Origin of the sequence: Nocardiopsis exhalans, from assembly GCF_024134545.1 — a bacterium.
Lineage (GTDB): Bacteria > Actinomycetota > Actinomycetes > Streptosporangiales > Streptosporangiaceae > Nocardiopsis > Nocardiopsis exhalans.
This window is the reverse complement of record NZ_CP099837.1, coordinates 5,159,361-5,182,313: the sequence shown is the minus strand read 5'-3', so window position 1 is coordinate 5,182,313 and position 22,953 is coordinate 5,159,361. Positions and strand designations below refer to the sequence as shown.

Annotated in this window: 24 protein-coding genes; 17 read left to right on the top strand and 7 right to left on the bottom strand. The window is 70.9% G+C overall.

Annotated features, from left to right (window positions below; all coding sequences use genetic code 11):
* Positions 1–143 precede the first annotated feature (143 nt).
* From NE857_RS22930 to NE857_RS22915, 4 genes are all read left to right on the top strand, one after another.
* Positions 144–1,328, top strand: a complete 1,185-nt coding sequence (locus NE857_RS22930; protein WP_254417618.1) for a phosphoglycerate kinase — start codon at positions 144–146, stop codon at positions 1,326–1,328.
* A 48-nt stretch (positions 1,329–1,376) separates the two neighbouring features.
* Positions 1,377–2,156 carry a triose-phosphate isomerase gene (tpiA, locus tag NE857_RS22925; protein ID WP_254417617.1) on the top strand — a complete coding sequence of 260 codons (780 nt, stop codon included), beginning with the start codon at positions 1,377–1,379 and terminating at the stop codon, positions 2,154–2,156.
* A gap of 287 nt (positions 2,157–2,443) precedes the next feature.
* Positions 2,444–2,680, top strand: coding sequence for a preprotein translocase subunit SecG (gene secG, locus NE857_RS22920; RefSeq protein ID WP_184365265.1), 237 nt, complete (start codon positions 2,444–2,446; stop codon positions 2,678–2,680).
* 77 nt (positions 2,681–2,757) lie between these two features.
* A complete protein-coding gene (locus NE857_RS22915; RefSeq protein WP_083926821.1) occupies positions 2,758–3,129 on the top strand; it encodes an RNA polymerase-binding protein RbpA in 372 nt (123 codons plus the stop codon).
* A 377-nt stretch (positions 3,130–3,506) separates the two neighbouring features.
* Here the strand turns inward: NE857_RS22915 and NE857_RS22910 are convergent, their stop codons facing one another.
* Positions 3,507–3,767: a hypothetical protein gene (locus tag NE857_RS22910; RefSeq protein ID WP_017582643.1), complete on the bottom strand. Its 261-nt coding sequence runs from the start codon at positions 3,765–3,767 to the stop codon at positions 3,507–3,509.
* A 135-nt stretch (positions 3,768–3,902) separates the two neighbouring features.
* On the opposite strand from NE857_RS22910, the gene NE857_RS22905 reads away from it, so the two are divergent.
* The gene (locus tag NE857_RS22905; RefSeq protein WP_184365264.1) at positions 3,903–4,598 is read left to right on the top strand and encodes a hypothetical protein; all 696 of its coding nucleotides are present in this window, start codon (positions 3,903–3,905) and stop codon (positions 4,596–4,598) included.
* 20 nt (positions 4,599–4,618) lie between these two features.
* Here NE857_RS22905 and NE857_RS22900 read toward each other — a convergent pair whose 3' ends face one another.
* The 3 genes from NE857_RS22900 to tnpA form a co-directional block, all read right to left on the bottom strand.
* Complete coding sequence (locus tag NE857_RS22900) at positions 4,619–5,374, bottom strand: IclR family transcriptional regulator (protein ID WP_184365263.1); 756 nt, start codon at positions 5,372–5,374, stop codon at positions 4,619–4,621.
* 142 nt (positions 5,375–5,516) lie between these two features.
* Positions 5,517–6,782: an RNA-guided endonuclease InsQ/TnpB family protein gene (locus tag NE857_RS22895; protein ID WP_184365262.1), complete on the bottom strand. Its 1,266-nt coding sequence runs from the start codon at positions 6,780–6,782 to the stop codon at positions 5,517–5,519.
* A 16-nt stretch (positions 6,783–6,798) separates the two neighbouring features.
* Entirely contained in the window at positions 6,799–7,197 is a 399-nt protein-coding gene (gene tnpA / locus NE857_RS22890) for an IS200/IS605 family transposase (RefSeq protein ID WP_184365261.1), read from the bottom strand.
* Between the two features lie 66 nt (positions 7,198–7,263).
* Between tnpA and NE857_RS22885 the strand changes: the two genes are divergently transcribed.
* From NE857_RS22885 to hutI, 7 genes are all read left to right on the top strand, one after another.
* Positions 7,264–7,548, top strand: a complete 285-nt coding sequence (locus NE857_RS22885; RefSeq protein ID WP_184371976.1) for a hypothetical protein — start codon at positions 7,264–7,266, stop codon at positions 7,546–7,548.
* Positions 7,545–7,946, top strand: a complete 402-nt coding sequence (locus tag NE857_RS22880; protein ID WP_254417616.1) for a type II toxin-antitoxin system VapC family toxin — start codon at positions 7,545–7,547, stop codon at positions 7,944–7,946. Before NE857_RS22885 ends, NE857_RS22880 begins: the two co-directional genes overlap by 4 nt.
* An 84-nt stretch (positions 7,947–8,030) precedes the next feature.
* Positions 8,031–9,578, top strand: coding sequence for a histidine ammonia-lyase (gene hutH, locus NE857_RS22875; RefSeq protein ID WP_254417615.1), 1,548 nt, complete (start codon positions 8,031–8,033; stop codon positions 9,576–9,578).
* A 38-nt stretch (positions 9,579–9,616) separates the two neighbouring features.
* Entirely contained in the window at positions 9,617–11,290 is a 1,674-nt protein-coding gene (hutU, locus tag NE857_RS22870) for a urocanate hydratase (protein ID WP_254417614.1), read from the top strand.
* A complete protein-coding gene (locus NE857_RS22865; protein ID WP_254417613.1) occupies positions 11,287–12,525 on the top strand; it encodes an allantoate amidohydrolase in 1,239 nt (412 codons plus the stop codon). Before hutU ends, NE857_RS22865 begins: the two co-directional genes overlap by 4 nt.
* Entirely contained in the window at positions 12,522–13,943 is a 1,422-nt protein-coding gene (locus NE857_RS22860) for a formimidoylglutamate deiminase (RefSeq protein ID WP_254417612.1), read from the top strand. The genes NE857_RS22865 and NE857_RS22860 overlap by 4 nt, the downstream gene beginning before the upstream one ends.
* The gene (gene hutI / locus NE857_RS22855) at positions 13,940–15,175 is read left to right on the top strand and encodes an imidazolonepropionase (RefSeq protein WP_254417611.1); all 1,236 of its coding nucleotides are present in this window, start codon (positions 13,940–13,942) and stop codon (positions 15,173–15,175) included. The genes NE857_RS22860 and hutI overlap by 4 nt, the downstream gene beginning before the upstream one ends.
* 68 nt (positions 15,176–15,243) lie before the next feature.
* Here the strand turns inward: hutI and NE857_RS22850 are convergent, their stop codons facing one another.
* Entirely contained in the window at positions 15,244–16,713 is a 1,470-nt protein-coding gene (locus NE857_RS22850; RefSeq protein ID WP_254417610.1) for a potassium/proton antiporter, read from the bottom strand.
* Positions 16,714–16,758: 45 nt separating this feature from the next.
* On the opposite strand from NE857_RS22850, the gene NE857_RS22845 reads away from it, so the two are divergent.
* On the top strand, positions 16,759–17,589 hold the full coding sequence (locus tag NE857_RS22845; protein WP_254417609.1) for a universal stress protein: 831 nt from the start codon (positions 16,759–16,761) through the stop codon (positions 17,587–17,589).
* A 101-nt stretch (positions 17,590–17,690) separates the two neighbouring features.
* Here NE857_RS22845 and NE857_RS22840 read toward each other — a convergent pair whose 3' ends face one another.
* Positions 17,691–18,701, bottom strand: a complete 1,011-nt coding sequence (locus NE857_RS22840) for a DUF2867 domain-containing protein (protein ID WP_254417608.1) — start codon at positions 18,699–18,701, stop codon at positions 17,691–17,693.
* A gap of 41 nt (positions 18,702–18,742) precedes the next feature.
* Here NE857_RS22840 and NE857_RS22835 point away from each other — a divergent pair, with 41 nt between their 5' ends.
* Positions 18,743–19,342, top strand: coding sequence for a TetR/AcrR family transcriptional regulator (locus tag NE857_RS22835; RefSeq protein ID WP_254417607.1), 600 nt, complete (start codon positions 18,743–18,745; stop codon positions 19,340–19,342).
* Positions 19,343–19,482: 140 nt separating this feature from the next.
* The gene (locus NE857_RS22830) at positions 19,483–20,106 is read left to right on the top strand and encodes a CueP family metal-binding protein (protein WP_254417606.1); all 624 of its coding nucleotides are present in this window, start codon (positions 19,483–19,485) and stop codon (positions 20,104–20,106) included.
* Positions 20,107–20,283: 177 nt separating this feature from the next.
* Here the strand turns inward: NE857_RS22830 and NE857_RS22825 are convergent, their stop codons facing one another.
* The gene (locus NE857_RS22825; RefSeq protein WP_254417605.1) at positions 20,284–20,874 is read right to left on the bottom strand and encodes a sigma factor; all 591 of its coding nucleotides are present in this window, start codon (positions 20,872–20,874) and stop codon (positions 20,284–20,286) included.
* Positions 20,875–21,130: 256 nt separating this feature from the next.
* Here NE857_RS22825 and NE857_RS22820 point away from each other — a divergent pair, with 256 nt between their 5' ends.
* Complete coding sequence (locus NE857_RS22820; RefSeq protein WP_254417604.1) at positions 21,131–21,925, top strand: GAF and ANTAR domain-containing protein; 795 nt, start codon at positions 21,131–21,133, stop codon at positions 21,923–21,925.
* Between the two features lie 85 nt (positions 21,926–22,010).
* Positions 22,011–22,781, top strand: coding sequence for a GAF and ANTAR domain-containing protein (locus tag NE857_RS22815; protein WP_254417603.1), 771 nt, complete (start codon positions 22,011–22,013; stop codon positions 22,779–22,781).
* The last annotated feature ends 172 nt before the right edge of the window (positions 22,782–22,953 follow it).

The following is a 22,953-nucleotide window of genomic DNA, read 5'->3' as shown; positions in this document are numbered from 1 at the left end:
TCTCCGACCCGTGGACGCGGTCGCGTGACCCGGCACCCCTTCCGCCTGTGCGCGGCAAGGGGTGCCGTCGCGTACGCGCCCCCGCCGCCCCGCCGGCCCCGCCGGTGACCCCAGACTTTCGCAACCCCAACGAGGAGACCAGCATGCGGACGATCGACGACCTCGACGTCTCCGGCAAGCGCGTGTTCGTCCGAGCAGACCTGAACGTGCCCCTGGACGGTGAGCGCATCACCGACGACGGCCGTATCCGCGCGGCCCTGCCGACGATCAGCAAGCTTCGTGAGCGCGGCGCCCGCGTCATCGTCGCCGCCCACCTGGGCCGCCCCAAGGGCGCCCCGGACCCCCAGTACTCCCTGCGCCCGGTCGCCACCCGCCTGGGTGAGCTGCTCGGCACCGAGGTCGCCTTCGCCGCCGACACCGCCGGTGAGTCCGCCCGCGCCACCTCCGCCGCCCTCAAGGACGGCGAGGTCGCGCTGCTGGAGAACGTGCGGTTCGAGCCGGGCGAGACCAGCAAGGACGACGCCGAGCGCGGCGAGCTCGCCGACCGCTTCGCCCAGCTCGCCGACCTGTACGTGGGCGACGCCTTCGGGGCCGTGCACCGCAGGCACGCCAGCGTCTTCGACCTTCCCGGCAAGCTCCCGCACGCCGTCGGCGGCCTGGTCCTGGCCGAGGTCGAGGTGCTCAAGAAGCTCACCGAGACCCCCGAGCGCCCCTACGTCGTGGCCCTGGGCGGTTCCAAGGTCTCTGACAAGCTCGCCGTCATCGACAACCTCCTCGGCACCGCGGACCGCCTGCTCATCGGCGGCGGCATGGTGTTCACCTTCCTCAAGGCCAAGGGCTACGAGGTCGGCTCCAGCCTCCTGGAGACCGACCAGCTCGACACCGTCCGCGGCTACCTGGAGCGCGCCGAGCGCGAGGGTGTGGAGATCGTCCTGCCCGTGGACGTCGTGGCCGCAGAGAAGTTCGCCGCCGACGCCGCGCACGACGCCGTTGACGTCGACGCCATCCCGGCCGACCGCATGGGCCTGGACATCGGCCCCAAGAGCCAGGCGCTGTTCGCCGAGAAGCTGGCTGACGCCCGGACCGTGTTCTGGAACGGCCCCATGGGCGTGTTCGAGCTGGCCCCCTACGCGGGCGGCACGCGTGCCCTGGCCCAGGCCCTCATCGACTCGGGCGCCTTCACCGTGGTCGGCGGCGGCGACTCCGCCGCGGCCGTGCGCTCGCTGGGCTTCGACGAGGCGGCCTTCGGCCACATCTCCACCGGCGGCGGCGCCAGCCTGGAGTACCTGGAGGGCAAGGACCTTCCCGGCATCGACGCCCTCGCCTGACCAGCTCAGCTCAGCAAGCCTCCTCCGACGATTCGAAGAGAGTCAAAGATGACCAAGCGTCAGCCGCTCATCGCGGGCAACTGGAAGATGAACAACAACCACTTCGAGGCGATCGCGCTCGTCCAGAAGCTGGCCTTCGCCCTGAAGGACAAGGACTACGACAACGCCGAGGTCGTCGTCCTGCCGCCGTTCACCGACCTGCGCAGCGTGCAGACGCTGGTGGACGGCGACAAGCTGCGCATCGGTTTCGGCGCCCAGGACATCTCCGCGCACGACAAGGGCGCCTACACCGGTGAGATCTCCGGTCCGATGCTCGCCAAGCTGGAGTGCTCCTACGTCCTGGCCGGCCACTCCGAGCGCCGCGAGTACCACAACGAGGACGACGCGGTGGTCAACTCCAAGGTCAAGGCCGCCTTCAAGCACGGCATCGTGCCGATCCTGTGCGTGGGCGAGGGCCTGGAGGTGCGCAAGGCCGGGCAGCAGGTCGAGCACGTCCTGTCCCAGCTGGACGGCGCCCTGAAGGAGATCCCGGCCGAGCAGGCCGAGAGGATCGTCATCGCCTACGAGCCCGTGTGGGCCATCGGCACCGGCGAGGTCGCCACCCCCGAGGACGCCCAGGAGGTCTGCGCCGCGATCCGCGTCCGCCTGACCGAGCTGTACTCCTCCGAGGTCTCCGGCGCGGTCCGCGTGCTCTACGGCGGTTCGGTCAAGGGTGACAACGCCGGTGACATCATGGCCAAGGACGATGTCGACGGCGCCCTGGTCGGCGGGGCCAGCCTGAAGGCCGACGAGTTCGCCAAGATCATCCGTTTCAACGAGAACGGCTGACCAAACGTCTTGCGAAACCCGGCCCGTCACTCTCTGACGTCCAGGGGTGACGGGCAGGGTGCCCGACAGGTGCCCCGGTCGGGCTAGACTTCGCTGTGGGGATTCCCGTGCCTCGTGGTTTCCCCTCCCGTGCCGCCAGCGGCACGGTAAAATCCGAAAACGTCCCCGGTCTCCTCCTTCCGTGACCCGCTCCCGCTCGGCTCCCTCATGCCGTCGCTGGTACGGGTGGGGAAAGGGGGGCCGAGGTGTCCATCCCCCCGCTGCGGGGTCGAGCTACGGGTGAGCGTGTGATCCTCGGTCTGTCCATCTTCGTGATGCTTCTCAGCGTGCTGTTGATCCTCCTTGTGCTGATGCACAAGGGCAAGGGCGGCGGCCTGTCCGACATGTTCGGCGGTGGCGTCACGTCCTCGCTCGGCGGATCGTCGGTCGTCGAGCGCAACCTCGACCGGATGACCGTGGTCGTCGCGGTCGTGTGGATTCTGACGATCGTCGTTCTCGGCCTGCTGATCAACCGGGGAATGTAGCGCGCCGATCGGCCGCAGGCCCCTCGTCCAGTCAATCTCGCGCGAGTACACGAGCGAGTTCGCCGAAGGAGTTATTCGTGGGTAGTGGCAGTGCCATCCGTGGCAGCCGAGTCGGAGCCGGGCCTATGGGCGAGGCGGAGCGGGGCGAGGCTGCTCCCCGTGTCCGGGTTCCGTTCTACTGTGCGAACTTGCACGAGGTCATCCCCAGCTTCGCCAGCGAAGCCGCGGTCCCCGACGAGTGGGACTGCCCGCGTTGCGGTTTCCCCGCGGGCAAGGACAAGGCCAACCCGCCTTCGCCGCCGCGTACCGAGCCGTACAAGACGCACCTGGCGTACGTGAAGGAGCGTCGTAGCGAGGAGGAGGGCAAGCTCATCCTCGACGAGGCCCTCGCCAAGCTCCGTGCCGACCGTGCCGCGGTCGAGGCCCACATGCGGGCTTCCCAGAACTAGTCTTGAGCGCGCCGCGCCCCCTTCGGGCGTCCGGTGCGCCGTCGGGGCCCGCCACCGGATCAACACCGGTGGCGGGCCCCGACGCGTGCCTGGATCCAGGTCCGGCCTGCCCGGAGTGTGCCCGGATCACAGGTCCGAGTCGCTCGGATCAGTGCCCACTGTGACCAGATCAGGCCCAGGGTCCCGAGAAAGACATGAGGAAACCACAGACCTTCTCATTCTCGGGACTGATGTGGCTGGTGGGAAATACGATGACCGACACACCCCCGAAGCCCCCTTCCTGAGGAGTTGGTGTCGATGTCAGCGTGCCCTACCGGCGGGGACCACGACTGGATTCTCGGCGACGACCGCAAGTTCCAGTGCGCCAAGTGCGGAGCTCAGAGCGCCAGGCGGTTCTGAGTCACCCCGCCCGGCCGGGCGGTACCCCGGGCCTCGGGTTCGTTCTTGGCCTTGGCCCGCCAGGTCACGGGTCGCCCCAGGCTCTCGGCGACCCCCTTGGCCCAGCGCTCCAACGGCGCGAACCGCGCCTCCCCCTCCTCGTCGAGCATCGTCTGCCCCCGGTAGACGATCCCCTCGATCGCCAGGACCTCCCCGTCCACCAGGAGCGCGGTCTCGTACTCTCGTGTGCTGCGCCTCATGAGACAGGACTGTAGCGCCGGTGAGCGCCGGACATCAGGCGTTTGCCGGGATTGACCGAACACGGCCGCACGCGAACGACAAACCGGGGTGAGCCACCGCACCAAGCACACCGGAACCTTGGAAGAATGGGGGGTATGGCTTCCCCCGAACCACCGGACGTCACCCCTGCCGCACGGGGCGTCCCCTCGGACCTGACCCAGCCACCCGCGAGCGTGTCCCACCTGCGCCGCTACGTCAGCCTGCGCGGCCCCAACGCGCGTATGTGGATGACCGCGGCCTACTTCTCCGCCGGCCTCACCCTGGGGTTCCTGGTGGTGGTGGGCTCCATGTTCTGGCACGTGCTGCGCGAGGAGACCACGGTCGGCTCCGTCACGCTGTGGGCGTTCGCTGCGCTGGTCATGTTCTTCATCGGCCCGGGCAGCAACGTCTTCCTGGTACGCGGGCTGCCCCAGCGCATCACCCGCCAGGGCATCAGCGCCGACAGCGACGGCGTCACCGTGCTCCAGGAGCGCAAGTGGTGGTTCCCCGGCGAGGGCACCTTCATCGCCTGGCCGGAGATCCGCCGCGTCCGCGAGGTGCACACCGGCGGGCGCAGGGTCACCTACTTCATCGAGTTCGCACTGGACACCATCCGCACCGATCCCGAACTGCCCAGCTGGGCCGAGACCCCCGAGAGCCTCGACCTGGAGGTCGACCCCGAGGCGGCCACGCAGTTCTTCGTGCAGGTACCGCGCGACCGCAAGGAGCACATCCTCAAGATGGTGGAGCGCACCGCGCCGCTGCCCGCCATCGTCGAACGGTCCCGGCCGCTGCGTTCACGCCACGCCTGATCCGGACGCTGGCGGGTGGATCAGGCGCGGCCGCTGAGTCTTCGGGTGAGCTCCCCGGCGGCGTCCCGCACCCGCGAGGCCAGCGCCCGCGGGGTGACCGGACGCGCGCTGGGAACCGTCAGGCTGATCGCCGCGGCGGGCCGTCCGTTGTGGTCCGCGGCGGCCGCCGCCACCGACAGGAAGCCCTCGGTGACCTGGCCGCTCTCGATCGACCACCCCTGCTGGCGCTCCTCGCCGAGCAGCGTGCGCAGTTCCCCCGGTGTGCCCGGCCCTCGTCCGGTGCGGTCGGTGAAGGCCGCCGCGTCCGGGTACAGGGCGCGCACCTGCGCGCGCGGCAGCTGGGCCAGCATCGCCCGCCCCGAAGCGGTCAGATGCGCGGGCAGCCGCACCCCCACCCCGGTGATGAGCGTGGGCGCGTGCGGCGGCTGCTCCTTCAACAGGTACAGGGTGTCGGCGCCGTGCAGCACCCCCAGGTGCGCGGTGGCCCCGGTGGTCTCGGTCAACTGGTGCAGCAAGGGGCGCGCCAGCCGCTCGATCCCGTCGTGGCGCAGGTACGCCGACCCGATCTCGAAGGCCGCCACCCCCAGCCCCCACCGCCGCTCCTCGGGCAGATGGGTCACGAACCCCTCCTCGGCCATCGCCTCCAGTAGCTGGTAGACGCTGGACCGGGGAAGGTCGAGCCCGTTGGCGATCGCCGAGGCGGAGACGGGCCCGGGCCGCGACGCCAGGAACCGCAGCAGCCGTAGCGCACGGGTGGCCGCCGGCACAACACTCATCCCCTCATCTTCGCACGGGCGCTCTTTCAGTGTCGCCATGGGCATTTCACGCCCACCTGTGGCGCCAAAATGCATGTGCTTATGCTCGCCCTCTTGCTGCTGTGGCGCCATGGTTGCTATTCAGTTGACTTCCTCCCCACGGCTAAAGCCGGGGGATCCCAACCAGCGGCAACGCCAGTTGGAGAGGTACTCCCTCGCGGGTTCCCTCAGGTTCCTGCTTCGCAGACCAGGTAACCCCGAGGTCTCCACAGGCTGGCACCGCATGCCCTGCGGCGCGAAAAATGTTCTTGGCGGCGTTCACGTCCGCGTGATCCCGGTGCCCGCAGGCGGTGCACTCGAATGTCGCTTGGCTCTTGCGACTCTCCGAGTCCACGTGCCCGCAGGGGTAGCAGGTCTGGGACGTGTATGCCGGGTTGACCTTGACAATCCGGGTGCCCGTGTACCGGGCAACGTTGGTGAGAGCGAGTTCGAGCCGGTGCCATCCCTTGTCGAGGATGGCCCGGTTCAACCCTGCCTTCTGCGCCACCCGTTTCCCGGGATGTGCGGCTGTGCCCTTCGCGGACGCCGTCATGCCCTTGGTGTTGAGGTCCTCCAGAACCACCGTGGCATGGTCCCGGGCCAGCCGGTTCGCGGTGTACGCACAAAAGTCCGTGCGCCGGTCCACCGCACGCGAACTGATCCGCCCCATGGATCCGAGGGTCGTGGAACGGTTCGCGCTGCCCTTCTCTTGGCGGGCGAGCTTCTTCTGGAGCTTGAGGTATCGGGTCTTCTCGCCCTCGGTGGTGAACTCGCGGTCGTGGAAGGTTCCGTCGCTGGTGGTCGCGGCTACCTTCACCCCCCGGTCCACACCAACCGCGCTGTCTGGGCGGGCGTGCTGTTGGGGGGTGAGCTGTCCGTCCTCGACGAGGAACGACACAAACCACTGGCCGCTCTTACACGAGACGGTCGCGGACCGGATCTGCCCGCTGATGGGGCGGGACATGCGGAACCGCACCCACCCAAGCTTGGGTAGCTTGGCTCGACCCCACCGGCGGTTCAGCTTCTCCACAGTGATGAGGTTCCCAGCAGGGAAACGGAACGAGGGGTTCCACCTGGCCTTGGCGCGGAAACGGACGTTGAATGTTCCGTGCTCACGGCACGCCCGGTCCAGGTCCTTCAACGTCTGCTGGAGGATGTGCGACGGGGCGGCCCTCAGCCAGGTCTCCTCGGTCTTGGCCTCCGCCAACTCGCGGGCTTGCAGGTGGTATCCGCAGAACTGGCCGTCGCGGCCCCGGGTGTATCGGTCGACGTACTGGCGGCGCTGGTCCAGGGCGGTGTTCCACACCGCACGGCAGATCGCCCCGAACGCGATACACGAAGCTTCCTGTTCTTCAGTGAGTTCGATCCGGTACCGCTGACCAGCCAGCATGGAACACCCCCTTTCCTCAGCGGCTCTTCTGGTTCTCCACGTACTTCTTGATCTGCTCCAACGGCGCACCGCCCACGGTGGCGACGAAATAGGAGTTCGTCCACAAAGTCGGAAGCCGCGACTTCAGTGTGGGGAACTCCTGCCGCAACAAGCGGGAGGAACGCCCCTTGATCGCCTTGACGAGCCGGTGCACCCCGAACTGGGGGTCGACCTCGACGAGCAGGTGCACGTGGTCGGGCATGACCTCCATCTGGACCAGCCAGGCGCCCTTCTCGGTAACGGCCTCGCGGACGATCTCCTTCAGTCGTTCCTCGATGCGCCCTCCGAGAACCGGGCGCCGGTACTTGGGGCACCACACGACATGGAAGGCGCATTGGAACGTGATGTTCGCGTTGGAGCGCAAGGTGACAGCCACACCAAACAGTATATAGCAAGGATCTATCTACTGTTGTCTGTGAGGCGAAGCATCTCTGTGGGGCGGCTGTCCCCAGGGCCGAAGCCCGGGGTCTGCGCCGCCAAAGAACGGATCAAGGATGTTCCGGACGAGGTCAGAGAGGCGCTGACGGCGGAAGTCAAGAGGTCGGGCAAGTCGCTCCAGGCCTACCTGCTCGGCCTTCTGGAGAAGGAAGCCCGCTTTGCGCGCAACAGGGAGATCGTGGAGCAGACGCCCTTGCCGGGAGCCGACCTGAGTATGGATGAGATCGTCGCCGCAGTGCGCGAAGCCCGAGGTGACAGCGGATCCGGGACTGAAAGCGGAGCCGCGTGATCGTTGTTGACACTTCAGTACTGATCGATCTCTACGCGGGGTCGCCCGGGCGCACGTCCAACACGGTTCGAAAGGTGGTGGGGTCGAACGTCGAATGGTACGCGCCGAGCTATCAGCCGGTCGAACTGCTCAATTCGCTGCGTGCACTGGTCCTGGGGCGGAAGCTCTCCGCCGCCGACGCAGAGGCCGCTCGCAAGCTCTACGGTTTGCAGACGATCGCGTATATCGAAGTGGTGGGTTCCGTCGCAGACCGGGTCTGGGAACTGCGGAACAACCTGACGGCCTACGACGCGGCCTATGTGGCGCTGGCTGAGGCCCTGGACTGCGCTCTGGTCACCGGTGACGCTCGCCTGGCGGCCGCACCGGGGCTCAGGTGCGAGGTGCGGGTGATCCGGTAGGCCAGCCCTGGGGTGTCTGGGATTTCGGACAGAACTCACGTGTTGGCACTTCCGGCGGGGTTGCGGACAAGGTCGAATGGGGGCATGTCCACAGCAGTTGCTTCCGTAGCCGTCGGCGGTGCCCCGCTCACCCCGGCCCAGGTCCTGTCCGTCGCCCGCGATGGCGCCCGCGTCGTTCTCAGCGAGGAGACCCGCAAGGCCGTGCGCCACGGCCGTGAACAGGTCGAGGCGCTCGCCCGGGGCGAGGTCCCCGCCTACGGGGTCAGCACCGGTTTCGGTGCCCTGGCCACCCGGCACATCGCCCCCGACCTGCGCGCCCGTCTCCAGCGCTCGCTGATCCGCTCGCACGCCGCCGGGGCCGGCCCCGAGGTGGAGCGCGAGGTCGTGCGCGCCCTGATGCTGCTGCGGCTGCGCACGCTGGCCTCGGGCAACACCGGGGTCGAGGTCGCCACCGTCGAGACCCTCGCCGCCCTGCTCAACGCCCAGATCACCCCGGTCGTGCACGAGTACGGCAGCCTGGGCTGCTCCGGCGACCTGGCGCCGCTGTCCCACGTGGCCCTGGCACTGATGGGCGAGGGCCGGGTGCGCGACGCCGACGGCGAGCTCAAGGACGCCCAGGAGGCCCTGGCCGCGGCCGGCGTCCAGCCGGTGGAGCTCGGCGCCAAGGAGGGCCTGGCTCTCATCAACGGCACCGACGGCATGCTCGGCATGCTCGCCATGGCCTGCATGGACCTGGAGCGCCTGCTCAAGGTCGCCGACATCACCGCCGCCATGAGCGTCGAGGCCCTGCTGGGCACCGACCGCGTCTTCGCCGAGGAGCTCCAGCGCCTGCGCCCGCACCCCGGCCAGGCCGCCTCCGCCGCCAACCTGCGCGCGATGCTCGCGGACTCGCCGATCGTCGCCTCCCACCGGGGCCCGGACTGCAACCGCGTCCAGGACGCCTACTCGCTGCGCTGCGCCCCCCAGGTCGCCGGGGCCGCCCGCGACACCCTGTCCCACGCCCTGCTCGTGGCCGGGCGCGAACTGGACAGCGTCATCGACAACCCTGTCGTGCTCGACGACGGCCGCGTGGAGTCCAACGGCAACTTCCACGGGGCGCCGGTCGCCTACGTGCTGGACTTCCTGGCCGTGGCGGTGGCCGACACCGCCTCGATCGCCGAGCGCCGCACCGACCGCATGCTCGACGTCTCCCGCTCCCACGGGCTCCCGGCCTTCCTCGCCGACGACCCCGGCGTGGACTCGGGGCACATGATCGCCCAGTACACCCAGGCCGCCATCGTCTCCGAGCTCAAGCGCCTGGCCGTGCCCGCCAGCGTCGACTCGATCCCCAGCTCGGCCATGCAGGAGGACCACGTGTCCATGGGCTGGTCGGCCGCGCGCAAGCTGCGCCGTGCCGTGGACGGGCTCACCAACGTGCTGGCCGTGGAGCTGCTCACCGCCGCCCGCGCCCTGGACCTGCGCTCCCCGCTGGAGCCCGGCCCCGCCACCGGCGCGGTCCTGCGCACCGTGCGCGAGAAGGTCGGCGGCCCCGGCCCCGACCGCTACCTGGCCCCCGAGATCGCCGCGGTGGCCGCCCTGGTCACCGACGGTTCGGTGGTCGCGGCCGCCGAGTCCGTCACCCCGCTCGCCTAGCACCAGCCCCGCCCCCTCCGCTCTCGAAGGAGACCACGATGAGCAACCCACGCACCGTCCGAGCGGCCCGCGGCCTCACCCTGTCGGCCAAGGGCTGGCAGCAGGAGGCGGCCCTGCGCATGTTCCACAACAACCTCGACCCCGAGGTCGCCGAGCACCCCGAGGACCTGGTGGTCTACGGCGGTACCGGCAAGGCCGCCCGCGACTGGCGCAGCTTCGACCGCATCACCGCCTCCCTGCGCGACCTGGAGGGCGACGAGACCCTCCTGGTGCAGTCCGGCCGTCCGGTGGGCATCATGCGCACCCACGAGTGGGCGCCCCGCGTGCTGCTGGCCAACAGCAACCTGGTGGGGGACTGGGCCAACTGGCCCGAGTTCCGCCGCCTGGAGGCCGAGGGCCTGACCATGTACGGGCAGATGACCGCCGGTTCGTGGATCTACATCGGCACCCAGGGCATCCTCCAGGGCACCTACGAGACCTTCGCCGCCGTGGCCGCGAAGTTGGGTTCGGAAAAGCACAGTGGGGGAACTCTGGCCGGGACCATCACCCTGACCGCCGGGCTCGGCGGCATGGGCGGCGCCCAGCCGCTGGCCGTCACCATGAACGACGGCGTGGCGATCGTGGTGGAGTGCGACGGCAGCCGGATCGACCGCCGCATCGAGCACCGCTACCTGGACGTGCGCGCCCAGAACCTGGACGAGGCCCTGGAACTGGCCGTGCGCGCCCGCGACGAGCGCCGACCGCTGTCCATCGGCGTCCTGGGCAACGCCGCAGAGGTCTTTCCCGAACTCCTCTCCCGCGGCGCCCCGATCGACATCGTCACCGACCAGACCTCGGCCCACGACCCGCTCGCCTACCTTCCGGCGGGTGTGCCGTTCGAGGATTGGAAGGATCTGGCCGCGGCCAAGCCCGAGGAGTTCACCCTCCGGGCCCGCGAGTCCATGGCCGCGCACGTGGAGGCCATGGTCGGCTTCCTGGACGCGGGTGCCGAGGTCTTCGACTACGGCAACTCCATCCGCGACGAGGCCCGTGAGGGCGGGTTCACCCGCGCCTTCGACTTCCCCGGCTTCGTGCCCGCCTACATCCGCCCCCTGTTCTGCGAGGGCAAGGGCCCGTTCCGCTGGGCCGCGCTGTCCGGTGACCCGGCCGACATCGCCCGCACCGACCAGGCCATCCTCGACCTGTTCCCCGAGAACGACCACCTGACCAAGTGGATCCGCATGGCGCAGGACCGGGTCGCCTTCCAGGGCCTGCCCGCCCGTATCTGCTGGCTTGGCCAGGGCGAGCGCGCCGACGCCGGTCAGAGGTTCAACGAGCTGGTGGCCTCCGGTGAGATCTCCGCTCCGCTGGCCATCGGCCGCGACCACCTGGACACCGGTTCGGTGGCCTCGCCCTACCGCGAGACCGAGGGCATGAAGGACGGTTCAGACGCCATCGCCGACTGGCCGCTGCTCAACGCCCTGGTCAACACCGCCTCCGGCGCCTCCTGGGTGTCCATCCACCACGGCGGCGGTGTGGGCATGGGCCGTTCCATCCACGCCGGTCAGGTCAGCGTCGCCGACGGCACCGAGCTGGCCGCCGCCAAGCTGCGGCGGGTGCTCACCAACGACCCGGCCATGGGCGTCATCCGCCACGTGGACGCCGGGTACGAGGACGCCGAGCGGGTCGCCGACGCCCACGGCATCCGGGTGCCCATGAAGGAGGGCGAGTGAGCTTCGACCGGCTCTGGGCCGACCTGGCCCCCGTCGGGCGCTCCGCCGACAGCGGCGGCTACCACCGGTACACCTGGGCGGGCGCCGACACCGACGCCCGCGCCTGGTTCACCGAGGCGGCCGCCGCCCGCGGCCTGGATGTGCGCACCGACCGCAACGGCAACCTGTGGGCCTGGTGGGGCACGCCCGGCCCCGGCGCCGTGGCCACCGGATCGCACCTGGACTCGGTGCCCGACGGCGGGGCCTTCGACGGCCCCCTCGGCGTGGCCGGCGCCCTGGCCGCCGTGGACGAGCTCCGCTCGCGCGGGTTCACGCCCGCGCGGCCGCTGGCCCTGGGCGTGTTCGTGGAGGAGGAGGGCGGCCGCTTCGGGGTGCCCTGCCTGGGCAGCCGTCTGAGCGCTGGGGAGATCGACTCGGCCCGTGCCCGCGGCCTCACCGACGCTGCCGGGGTCACCTGGGACCGGGCGATGGCCGAGGCCGGTCTGGACCCCGAGGGGATCGGCCCCGACCCCGAACTCCTCGGCTGGCTGGACGTGTTCGTCGAGCTACACGTGGAGCAGGGCCGGGCCCTGGAGGACACCGGTCACCCCGTCGGCGTGGCCGGCGCGATCTGGCCGCACGGGCGCTGGCGGATGGACTTCACCGGCCGGGCCGACCACGCGGGCACCACCCGCCTGCAGGACCGCAACGATCCCATGCTGCCGTTCGCGCACACGATCCTGGCCGCCCGGGCCCTGGCCGAGAAGCACGACGCCCGGGCCACCGTGGCCAAGAGCCTGATCACCCCCAACGGCACCAACGCGATCCCCTCGCTGGTCAGCGCCTGGTTGGACGCGCGGGCCGCCGACGAGGACACCCTGGCCGCGGTGGTGGAGGGTGTGCGCGAGGCCGCCGAGCGGGCCGCCCGCGACCACGGGGTCACCCACACCATGGCGGCCGAGTCCACCACGCCGCTGGTGGAGTTCTCGCACGACCTGCGCGACCGTATGGCCGCGATCGTGGGCACCCGCGCCGCCGAGTCCGTCGGCCCGGTCCCGGTCCTGCCCACCGGTGCCGGACACGACGCCGGGGTGCTCTCGGCGCACGTGCCCACGGCGATGCTGTACGTGCGCAACCCCACCGGGGTCTCGCACTCGCCGCAGGAGTGGGCCCGGCCCGAGGACAGCCACGCCGGGGTCCTGGCCCTGGCCGACGTTCTCCAGGACCTGCTCGCCGTTCCGGGAGGGACCTCTTGAACACGCAACCGTCGCCCGGATCCCGCCGGTACTGGTGCGAGTGGGCCTGGCTCGGGGGAGAGGCCCCCGAAGCCGGGGTGCTCCTCGAGGTCGACCGCGCCGGACGCCTGGCCTCGGTCAGTCAGGGCGCGCTCCCGGCCGACGCCGAACGCCTGCCCGGGCTCACCCTGCCCGGCCTGGCCAACGCCCACTCGCACGCCTTCCACCGGGCGCTGCGCGGCCGCACCCACAGCGGGGACGGCCACACCGGGGCGGGGCACAGCGTAGGTGGCCACGGGGGCGGCGGGTCCTTCTGGACCTGGCGCGAGGTGATGTACCGGGCCGCCGAACGCCTGGACCCGGACTCCTACCACCGCCTGGCCCGGGCCGCCTACGCCGAGATGGCCCTGGCCGGGGTCGCCTGCGTGGGCGAGTTCCACTACCTGCACCACGGCCCCGGCGGCCACCGCTACAGCGACCCCAACGCCATGAGTGAGGCCCTGGTCGCGGCCGCCGACGACGCCGGGATCCGCATCACCCTGCTGGACGTGTGCTACCTGTCCGGCGGGCTCGACGAGCGCGGTTCCCACCTGCCGCTCACCGGACCCCAGCTACGTTTCGGCGACGACACCGTCGGTGCGTGGGCCGAGCGGGTCAGCGCTTTCACCCCGAGTGGTGCGCACGCGAAGGTCGGTGTCGCCGCTCACTCGGTGCGCGCGGTTCCCAGGACCGACCTGTCCGCGGTGGCGAAGTTCGCCGACCAGGGCGAACTGCCCCTACACGTGCACGTCTCCGAGCAGCCCGCCGAGAACGCCGCCTGCCTGGCCGCCCACGGGCTCACCCCGGTGCGGGTACTGGCCGAAGCCGGGGCGCTCACCGAACGCACCACCCTGGTGCACGCCACCCACCTCACCGACGCCGACGTGGACACCGTCCGCACGCACGGGTCCGCCGTGTGCCTGTGCCCGACCACCGAGCGCGACCTCGCCGACGGCCTGCCGCGCACCGGCGACCTCGTGGCTGCCCCGCACCGGGTCCCGCTGAGCCTGGGCACCGACCAGCACGCCCAGCTGGACCTGTTCGAGGAGGCCCGCGCGGTGGAACTGCACGAGCGCCTGCGCACCCACCGCCGGGGCACCCTGGGCAGCGGGGCCCTGCTGCGCGCCGCCACCTCGGCCGGCCACACCGGGCTCGGCTGGCACGACGCCGGAACCCTGCTGCCCGGGTCCCGCGCCGACCTGGTCAACGTCTCCCTGGACAGCGTGCGCCTGGCCGGGGCCGACCCCGAACGCGCCACCGACGCCGTGGTCTTCGCGGCCGCCGCCGCCGACGTCCGCCACGTGATGGTGGACGGGCGGTGGACTGTCCGCGACGGCGTGCACGTCCGTCTGCCCGACACGGCCCGCGAACTCGACGCCGCCATCAAGGAGCTGCTTTGACCGACCCCAGGACCGAGACCGAAACCGTTCCCGGGACGCCCGGCACGATCCTCGTCGACGCCATCGGCACCCTGGTCACCAACGACCCCGCACTGGGGGAGGGGCCGCTGGGGGAGATCAGCGATGCCGCCCTGGTGATCGAGGACGGCCGGGTGGCCTGGGCTGGTCCCCGCGCGCAGGCGCCCGCCGCCGACGCCCGGGTGGACGCGGCCGGACGCTGCGTGCTGCCCGGTTTCGTGGACAGCCACTCCCACATCGTCTTCGACGGTGACCGCAGCCGCGAGTTCGCCGCCCGGATGAGCGGACAGCCCTACTCCGCGGGCGGCATCCGCACCACCGTGGCCGCCACCCGAGCCGCCTCCGACGCCGAACTCCTCGACGGCGCCCGCCGCTTCGTCCGCGAGGCCAACGCCCAGGGCACCACCACCCTGGAGGTCAAGTCCGGGTACGGGCTCACCGTCGAGGACGAGCGCCGCTCCGTGGAGATCGCCGCCCGGGTCACCGACGAGGTCACCTTCCTGGGCGCGCACGTGGTCGCCCCCGAGTACGCCGACGACACCGGTGGCTACGTGGACCTGGTCACCGGTCCGATGCTGGACGCCTGCGCCCCGCACGCCCGCTGGGTGGACGTGTTCTGCGAGCGCGGCGCCTTCGACGAGGAGGCCTCGCGCCGGGTGCTCACCGCCGGGATCGAGCGTGGCCTGCTGCCCCGCGTGCACGGCAACCAGCTGGGCGAAGGCCCCGGGGTCCGGTTGGCGGTGGAGCTGGAAGCGGCCTCGGTCGACCACTGCACCTACCTGACCGGCGAGGACGTCGACGCCCTCGCCCAGGCCGCCCAGCGCCCCGAACCCACGGTCGCCACGCTGCTGCCCGGCGTGGACTTCTCCACCCGACAGCCCTATCCGAACGCCCGAGCCCTCGTGGACGCCGGCGCGATCGTCGCCCTGGCCAGTGACTGCAACCCTGGTTCGTGCTTCACGTCCAGCCTGGCCTTCTGCATCGCGGTGGGCGTGCGCGACATGGGGTTGACCCCGGACGAGGCCGTGTGGGCGGCCACCAAGGGCGGGGCCCTGGCGCTGCGCCGCACCGACGTGGGCCACCTGGCCCCGGGCGCCCGCGCCGACCTCACCCTGCTGGACGCGCCCAACCACCTCTACCTGGCCTACCGTCCCGGTGTGCCCCAGGTGGCGGCGGTGTGGAAGGACGGTGAAATGGTGGCCGGGCGCCCCTGAGCCTCGGTGTCCCCGGGGCCGGCGCTCCGGCCCCGGGGAAGCCGCCCCGCGGGGGCGTTACCGGATCCTCAGGTGTGGGTTTCGCCCTTGGCCCATGCGGTGACCAGTTTGTTCGCGTCCGGACGCCTCGGCATCGCCACGATGATCAGGTCACCTTCCCTGATTCTGGTGCGGGGGGTCGGCAGGAGCACGTGTGAGCCCCGCACGATCGTGGTCACCAGGCCGTGCGGGGGGTCCAGCTTCTCCAGCCGTCGGCCGACGATGTACAGACCCGGCGTCGCCCGGACCTCGACCAGTTCGGTGTTGACGTCACTGAGCGGAACGTCCGCGGCCACGGGCGAGAGCGTGTGCTCCTCACCCCGGGTCAGCCCGAGCCAGCGCGCCGCCGTCTGGATGCTCATCCCCTGCACCGCGGCCGATACCAGGACCACGAAGAAGACCACGTTGAAGATGAGTGCGCCGTCGGGGTAGCCGGCCACGAACGGGAAGGTGGCCAGCACGATCGGTACCGCGCCGCGCAGCCCCACCCAGCTGATGAAGACCAGTTCCCGCCAGTCGTAGCCGAACCACACCAGGCACAGGACGACGGACACGGGCCTGGCCACGAGGATGAGGACCAAGGAGACCGCGAGCGCGGGCACGGCGACGGAGGGCAGTTGGGAGGGGAAGACCAGCATCCCCAGCATGAGGAACAGCCCGACCTCGGCGGTGTTGGACAGCCCTTCGTGGAAGCTGCGGATACCGCGGCGGTGCAGGGGCGCCCGGGCGCCCACGATCAGCCCGGTGACGTAGACGGCCAGGAAGCCGGAGGCCCCCAACACGGCCGCTGACCCGTAGGAGAGCCCCGCCACCCCCAGCGCGAGCACCGGATAGACCCCGGCGGGCCCCAGGTTGACGCGGGTCAGCAGCCAGCTTCCGGCGAGGCCGGCCAGAGCGCCCACCGTGATGCCTCCGCCCAGCTGGAGGAGGGCGAACACCGTCCAGTCAGCGGGTGTGGGGGCACCCTGCCACGTGGCCAGGAGCCCGATCGTGAGCATGATGGCGATGGGGTCGTTACCGCCCGACTCCACCTCCAGCAGTGACGCCAGCCGACGGGGCAAGGGGGCGCGGCGCAGCATCGCGAAGACGGCCGCGGCGTCGGTGGAGGCCACCACCGCGCCGATCAGGAAGGCGGTGAGCGGTGCGACGTCGAGCAGCAGGTACGTGCCCCAACCCACGAGGCCGGCGGTGATGAGTACGGCGAACGTGGCCAACAGGAACCCTGGTGCGGCCGCGCGCCGGATGTCGCCCGGTTTGGTGGTCAGGCCACCCTCGAACAGGATGATCAGCAGGGCTACTGTGCCCGCGACCTGGGCCAGGCCGGGGTCCTCGACGCTGACCAGTCCAAGACCGTCGTCGGCGATCAGCATGCCCAGTGCGAGGAAGAGCAGCAGACCCGGTAGCCGGATCCGGCTGGCGAACCCGGCCGCTAGGATGGCCGCTATCAGCAGGGTGCCTCCTGCCAGGATCCAACCGTCGGCAGGTAGTTGAACGCTCATCGTCCCCCGTTGTCGGGTATGTGATGGTTCACAGGGAGTTTATCGGTGCTGAGGGGACTCAAGTGGCGCGGACACGGTACGGCGGCGCGGCCGTCGGCCATCCGTCGGCTGCTCGTTCCGCTGGACGGTTCGGTTGAGGCCGCCTCGGCGATCGAACCCGCGCTGCGGATCGCCCGCTCCCTGCAGGTGCCGGTCGAACTGATGACGGTGCACGACCCCGTGCACGGTACATGGGCTCGGGACATCGACGACACCGCTGCCGGTCTGCTCTACGAACACGTCGAGGTCGCCGTGGTGGGCGCGGGCTGGGCCGGTGACGTGATCGTGGAAGCGGTCGCCGAGCATCCGGGCACCATGGTGTGCATGGCCACGCACAGCCGGGACCGGTTCTCGCGGTTGGTCGCGGGGAGCGTGACCGAGCACGTGCTACGCCACGCCGAGGCGCCGGTGATGATGGTGGGGCCGCGTTACCTGCCGGGCGAGGCCGAGGGCCTCTATGAGCGCGCCGTGGTCTGCTGCGACGGCGGTCACCGTGACGAAGTGACGCTCGCCGCCGCTGAGAGCTGGGCCCGACAGCTCAAATTGGAGCTGGAACTCGTGCACGTCCTCGGCAGGGGTGCGGACGACGGCACAGCCGCACGGATCTCGGACGCGGCCGCGCGCCTGGAGGAGAACGGCCTGGCGGCCCGTGCCACGGTGACCACCGGGGCGGATCCCGCTGAGAGCCTCATCGAGCTCTTCGCGCAGCGCCCCGGTTCACTGGCGGTACTTGCTAGCCACGCCCGGGTGGGTCTGCCCCGGATCGTGCTGGGCAGTGTTAGCTCCAAGGTGCTGGAGGCCAGCCCGGTCCCCCTGCTCCTGACCCGCGTTCCCTGACCGGGGCGGGCGACCACGGCCCCGGCCCCGGTGGCCGATCCCGGGGCGCCCCTACGCCCCTACGCCCCTACGCCCCTATGCCCCGGCGCCCTGGTCGCCGGTCAGCCCTGAGCCCGGGCGCCGATGCGCGCTGTCCGGGCCCGTTCGGCCAACCGGTCCGCGGCGCGCCGCAGCATGGCGCGGACCACGAAGGGGTGCAGGCGGCGGACCACCGCCCAGTACAGCCGCCCGCGCCGGTTGTTCAGGCGCACCACCGTGCTCAGGGTGACGGTGCCGGAATCTTCCTCGACCAGGACCGAGGCCCGAAAGTCCAGGTGACCGGAGTCGGTGCCCAGAAGTACCTCGCCGGGGCGGGACGCGACCGTGTCGAAGGCGGTCCGGCCCCCGCGTTCGATGCCGACCAACCCCACCAGCGCCTCGCGCAGCAGGAGCAGCGACAGCACCCAGCGGGGCGGGTCGCGGAAGACCGCGTCCGCCCACTCCCGGGGGTCGGTGCTGATGCCCGGGCGCAGGCCGACGGAGAAGGCTCCTGCGTGGTCCGTCTTCTCGAAGGCCGTGCGGGCGAGCCGCGCCGCTTCCGGTACCGGACAGGCCCGGGCTCGCGGGCGTGCCACGCGGCGGAGCAGGCGTACCCACGGTGACCAGGGGCGGGCCGGGGGACGCTGCCCGGTCGCGGCGTGTTCGGCGTTGTCGAACAGGTCCTCGATCAGGGCGTCGTGGATCGGGCGGATCACCAGCGGCCACATCAGGAGTGTGCTTCCGCGCGGGCTCGCCTCGATGTGGTGGCGCAGCACCGAGGAGCCGTCGGGGCGTGGCTCGACGGTGAACTCGTGGAAGCCCCCGAGCCCCGTCCGCCGGCCGAACTCGAACCGCACCCGGTGTCCGGGCTCGTACTCGCTCACCCGGTAGCGGATCGGCCCGTGCCCGCCGTCGGCGCCGACCGACAGCGGCCGGTCCAATCGCAGCGGCATCCACTCCGGGTTCGGCCACAGCCGGTCCCGGTCGCCGCCGAGTGCGGCCATCAGATCGCCCCATGCCTCAGGGGGTGCGGAAACGACCCGTTCATGAGTGTTGCGGACGAGTGCCACGTGGACCTCCATCGAGTTCACCATACGGCACCGTATGGTGCTTTTCCGTACGGTACCGTATGGCTATGGCTGACGAAAAGACCCGCAGGCGCCTCACCGCCGAGGACTGGGCCCGCGCGGCCATGGCAGCGATCAGCGAGGGCGGTCTGAGCGCCGTCGCCGTCGAGCCGATCGCTGCCCGCCTGGGCGCGACCAAGGGCAGCTTCTACTGGCACTTCGCCAACCGCGACGCACTGATCGCGGCGGCGCTGGATCTGTGGGAGCGCGAGCACACCGAGGCCGTGGTCGCATACGTGGAGGCCGAACCGGACGCGCACGCCAAGCTTCGGAGGCTGTTCAGGGACGTGACCGTCTGGGCCGCCAGCGCAGCGGAGAACCGGATCGAGGTCGCCCTGCTCGCCACCGCCTCGCACCCGCTGGTGGCACCCGCCGTCGCTCGCATCACCGAACGCCGGGTCTCCTACGTAGCCTCCCTGTACGAGGAACTGGGCGCCTCACCCGAGCGGTCACGGCATCAGGCCCTGCTCGCCTTCACCGCCTGGCTCGGGTACATGCAGCTTGTCCACGCGACCCCCGGGGTACTGCCCGGTGGCGCGGGTGCTTCGGCCTACCTCGACTTCGTCCTCGACCAGTCCGTCACCCCCCAGGGGATCGCAGACGGTTAGCCGTCCGGGCGGCGGGACCCGGGGCCGAGGCCGTCTCCCACGGTGGCCTTCGGTTCGCATCCGTTCCGGGCGTAGCCGGACGCCGACTGCCGGGCGTAGTCTGGCGCCGGTCGACGCCGAGAATCGGATGGGAAACAGTCATGAGGTACACGGCAATGGCCGGGCTCGCCGCCGCGGCACTCGTGCTCACAGCGTGCGCCGGCTCAGAGGAGCAGAGCGCTCTTCCGGACGAGACGGGCAACGGGACAGCGGGTGAGGCGGCGCCGGAGTCCGGTCCGGGCGCGGAGCTGCTGGCCGAGCACGGACTCGACGGCCTGACCGCCGAGGAGATCGTGGACCGGCTGGATCTGCTGCCGGTGGACGAGCGGCCCACCGGCCTCGTCGCTTCCGTGCGCTCCGAAGCCCTCGTCCTCGCCGACGGGCCGGAGGGGGAGGAAATCGAACTCGGCCTGCCCGAGGACCTCTTCTACCTGTCGATGGCGCCGTACGTGGGTCACACGCACGACTGCTTCTTCCACAACCTGACCTCCTGTCTGGGTGAGCTGCGCGGCGAGGCCGTCTCCGTGACCGTCACCGACGATTCCGACGGCGCCGTTCTAGTGGAGGAAGACGGCACGACCTTCGACAACGGGTTCATCGGGTACTGGCTGCCCAGCGGTATCGACGCCACCGTCACCGTGGAACACGACGGCCGCTCCGGCACCGCCCAGGTCTCCACCGGCGAGGACGACCCCACCTGCCTGACCACGCTCGAACTCAGCTGAGGCCGACGGTCCGCTGGCGCCCCGCAACCGCGGGCGATGCCGACTGGGAGTAGGAGCGCAGTGCAGGAGGAGGCGATCGGTGGGAGGGCGGTCTCGGTAAGTGGTGCGCCGCCGGTCGCTTCGGCCGAAGCGACCGGCGGCACCTGGAGAAGGCGGGATCAGGGGTTCCGTCCACTGTCACACCCCGGATCCGGCCTCCTCCGCCCTCGCCACCGGTGGATCCGGGGCAGGTGTGTGCGCCGCCCGTGTGCGCGGTGCCAGTACGGTACGGTGCGCGGTAGCGGCGTTGGGCCCGACCAGCCCTGGGCGGGCTCTCAGGTTCAGCAGCCCCGCGTGGATCAGGGCCGCGGCCTCCGGCCGGGACACCCCGAGGGCCGATCCGACCTGTGTGAGGGTGAGTCCCCGGTAATAGACGAGCAACACGGCCTGGAAGGGCGTGGCGGCGGGGGCGGGGCGGGGGCCGGACACTCGCTCCGGATCGGTGCGGACCCGCTCGGCGGACAACCGATGGGCGAGCGACAGGATCCAGGCCATGGCCGAACCCTGCTCCGGCGCGTACCCGCCGGCTCGGTGCCACACCTGCACCCACACGTGCCCGGTGAACTCCTCGGCGAGGGCGGGGTCGTGCAGGATGCTCCGGACCAGGCCGTGGACCAGTGAAGCGCCCCGGTCGTACAGGGCTGCGAACGCCCGTTCGTCTCCCAGGCCCACGCGTGCCAGCATGTCGTCGGCAGCCGCGATCCTGAAACGCTGGTCCGGTGTCGACATGGGCACCGCCCTCCACAGCCGGGTGACATGTGTCAATCGACTGCCGGTCGTCTGGGGCAGTGCCGCGCACCGGCTCACCACGTCTGCTGCCGCGAACTGCGCGGCTCGCGTTGTCCGGGTTGTCGTGTGAGCAGGGCGACTATGTTCTCTTAGGCATAGCATGGGAGGGGAGGGGTGCGCAATGGGAACTCAGGAGCCACCTGTCCGGACCGGACCCGCGCAGCGGTTCCGTCCGCGACGTGCCCGCCACCGCCCTGTGGCCGTTCTCATGGGCACCACCGGCTCCGTCCATCCGGCCACCTACCTACGAGGAAGCGGTGACCGCGAGGTGAACGCACCCGAGGAGGAGCCCCCGACACTCGAACAAGTCTTGGCGCAGGTGACGGCGGCCCTGCGGGAGGGGGCGGTCGGGACGGAGGTGCTGGCCCGGCTCGGGGCGGTGTGCACACGTCTGCTCCCCGTGGACGGGGTCTCGATCTCCCTGGGAGGGTCCCGTCGACGGGAGACGCTCTACACCAGTGACGAGTTGGGCGCCCGTATCCAGAGAGTCCAGTACACCCTCGGTGAGGGCCCCGGCGTCGAGGCGCTCGACTCCCGCCGCCCGGTCCTGGTCCCCGACCTGGCCACGGCCCCCGGAAGCGCCTGGCCCGTTTTCGCCGAGCAGATCACGGACCTACCGGTCGGCGCGCTCTTCGCCTTCCCCCTGCAACACGGTGCCATCGTCATCGGCGCACTCGAACTCCACCGGGTGGCACCCGGATGGTTGTCATCCGGGGAAGTGGCCACCGCCCTGTACATCGTCGACATCGCCGTGCTGGCCCTGATGGGCACGCGGTTGGACAGCATCGACGGTGAGTGGGTGGCACCCCTCTCCCATGACCGGGCACAGGTTCACCAGGCGACCGGGATGCTCATCTCCGGTCTGGGCGTCCCCGCCGAGCAGGCCCTGTCGAGGCTGCGGGCGTACGCGTTCGCGGTGGGCCGATTGGTGGAGGAGGTCTCGGACGACCTGGTGGCGGGCCGGCTCACCCCCGCCGACATCAACCACTGAACAGCATCCGGGACAAAACGGGCCGAAGCGAAGGCGAGGCCCGCCAGGGACACCGCGGAACCTGGAGCGAGAGAACGGAAGACCTATGAACGACCCAGTACCCCAGGAACCGGAAAGGGAGTCGCAGCTGGTGGGCACATTCGTGCGCCTGGCGGACACCCTGGTGGACGACTACGACATCCCTGAGGTGTTGCACCAGCTCGCCCTGCACTGCGTCGAGTTCCTGGGGGCCTCCGCGGCCGCGCTGATGCTGTCCGACCAGCGGGACGGTCTGCAACTGGTCGCGTCCTCCGACGAGCGGAGCCGCCTACTCGAACTGTTCCAGCTGCAGACCGACGAGGGGCCCTGCATCGACTCCTTCAGGAGCGGGGAGGCGGTGGTCGCCACCGACCTTTCCACCGACCTCCCGCGCTGGCCCGTGTTCGCGCCCCGGGCGATGGAACACGGCTTCCGCTCCGTGTACGCCCTCCCGCTGCGACTGCGCCAGGACACCATAGGCACGCTGAACCTCTTCGGCCACCTCCCCGGCACCCTGCCGCCCGAGGACGCGAAGGTGGCCCAGGCGCTCGCCGACATCGCCACCATCGGCATCCTCCAGGAGCGCACGATCCGTCACGGGGAGGTGCTCACCGCACAACTCCAGGGCGCGCTCAACAGCCGGATCACCATCGAACAGGCCAAGGGGCTGCTCGCCCACGCCGGAGGACTCGACATGGAACAGGCCTTCCAGGCGCTGCGCGGCTACGCGCGCAGCCACAGCACCCGCCTCAGCGACATCGCGTACGCGCTCGCCACCGGACAGCTCCACCCCGGCCGGGTCCTGGGCCTGGGCCATGGCCGCCCCGGCGACCTCTGAGCGCACTCCGCGCGCCGAGGCCGCCGGACCTGTGCCGTGAGCGCGGGCGGTCGGTGTTACGGGACGTCCTCACCAGGCCCCCCGAACTCAACCGCCGCCTAACCTCCGCGAAACCTCGGGCCCCCACAGTGGAACCACGTCGGTGCGCGTCCCCCGTCGCGGCCACAGCGTC